Here is a 1,742-nt window from a genome sequence, read left to right as displayed (position 1 = left end):
CGCCAGGAGGAGCCGCCACTCGGGCTCGACATCCTCCGGGATATGGGGGTCGTCCATCAGGCGGGCGAGGGCGCTCTGCAACGGGTCGCCGGGAAACGCCTGCTGCCCGGTCAGGCTCTCGAGCAGCACCAGGCCAAGGGAGTAAACATCGCTGGGCGGGCCAATGGGCTCGGCCTTCGCCTGCTCCGGGCTGAGGTACCCCGCGGTGCCGAGGAATCCGCCGTCGTGCAGGTCCGGCGCGTCAGCCATCAGCGCGATGCCGAAATCAGTCAGCTTTGCGTGGATGCGGGCGGTGTCGTGCTGGTAATCGAAGACCAGGATGTTGCCGGGCTTGACGTCCCGGTGAACCACGCCGCTCTCGTGGATGTAGGCGAGGGCGTCCGCCACGTCGTAGCCGATTTCCGCCGTGTGCCGGGAGGAGAGCGGGCCCTCGGCGAGGCGGCGCTTCAGATCCGGGCCTTCCACCAGCTCCATGACCAGGTAGATACGGGTGCGGCCGGGCTCTTCCCGGTCGACGCCGGCGTCAAGGAGCGTGATGAGGCTGTGGTGGTTCAGTGTCGCGAGGACTTTGACTTCGGCGTCATCATCACGTGCTGTTTCGTGAGCGGCGTTGCTTTTATTGATGACCTTGAGGGCCACTTCGCGCTCGAGGGACAGGTCGACGGCCCGGTACACGTTGGCCATGGCGCCGGAACCGATCTGTTCCACCACCCGGTACCTTTCGCCGATGACTGCGCCTTCTGCAATGCCGGGTTGTACGGCCATGAGGTACCTTGATCTTCCCGCCGGGCCCCCGGGGCCGGCGATATTAATGCGTTGGAGCGCTGTGACAGCAGTGTGCGCCAGATACATAGTTTTTGGATACAGAGAAAGAGCCGATTTGCATCGGCTCTTTCTGTGGTCCCGCCTAGATGAGGCTGGGGGCGCTTGCCAGGATGTAGTCAGCGGCTGCAGGACCCGTCATGGCCAGTTCACAGTTCTGCGGATCGATGCCGCGCTCCCTCAGCGCTGTAAACAGGGAGCCGGGGGCGGCCGGCTGCAACTGGTGAATCAGGCACCAGCTGGTGTAGAGGCCATAGAGCTCGTCGGGCCCGAAGACTGTGTCGGTTTCCCGCTCAGTGGTGAGCGCCTCGGCGATAAATTGGTCAAACTTGGTGGCATCCATTATTTTGGCTCCTCTGAGGCATGCACATTGATCCGCCGTTTCTGCTTCAGCGATAAAACGGATCTCCGCCCACGGGGCCAGTGATCTACCTGAAACTTATGCGAGACAGACTGTTCTGTCTAGTTGAGCGGGTAACGCGCAGACCAATCTCCGCGGCGCTGCCTACTGGTGGGTACGAATGGCGCCTCCGGCGCTCCGTTCGATGGTCCCTGAGAGCGCGCGGGCGCAGTGCATCTAGGTTCTTGCATGCGCCTGTTGCACGCCGGCTATCCGCTGATGCACGCTGGCCTCCCGTCGATTTGCACGCGCCCCGGCGGCCGTGTAGAGTCTTTCGAGTCGCCGCCGCTGAAGCGGAAAAATAGCGACCGACCCCCTTTCTAACAGCCTGAAAAATGGCGCACTCAACAGTGTGCCGCGGACGGGCCGGGGACCTCCCTGCAAGCGAAAATCGCGGAAACGCTGATTTGCAAAGCTTCGCCAGAGCGGGTAAGTTTGAAAAGTTGCTCCGGAGCGATCCTGAACGTTGGTTTGGGTGGTGCCGGGTGTGTCTGTTGTTTGAGAACTCAATAGTGTGCCA

2 protein-coding genes are annotated in these 1,742 nt (G+C 62.3%); both read right to left on the bottom strand.

The features are described 5' to 3' along the window. Positions 1 to 765, bottom strand: a 765-nt coding sequence (locus G9E11_RS20730) for a serine/threonine-protein kinase (RefSeq protein WP_190609225.1), incomplete at its 3' end; no start/stop codon positions are given. 142 nt (positions 766 to 907) lie between these two features. After that, complete coding sequence (locus G9E11_RS20725) at positions 908 to 1,165, bottom strand: hypothetical protein (RefSeq protein WP_190609224.1); 258 nt, start codon at positions 1,163 to 1,165, stop codon at positions 908 to 910. Between the last annotated feature and the right edge of the window lie 577 nt (positions 1,166 to 1,742).

The organism is Arthrobacter ipis (assembly GCF_014694315.1).
Taxonomy (GTDB): domain Bacteria; phylum Actinomycetota; class Actinomycetes; order Actinomycetales; family Micrococcaceae; genus Arthrobacter; species Arthrobacter ipis.
Note: the sequence above shows the minus strand (reverse complement) of the source record. Positions and strands in the feature narration are given on the sequence as shown.

Coding starts and splice junctions, on each gene's coding strand:
- G9E11_RS20725 (WP_190609224.1), bottom strand. CDS start 1,165: ATGGATGCCACCAAGTTTGACCAATTTATCGCCGAGGCGCTCACCACT.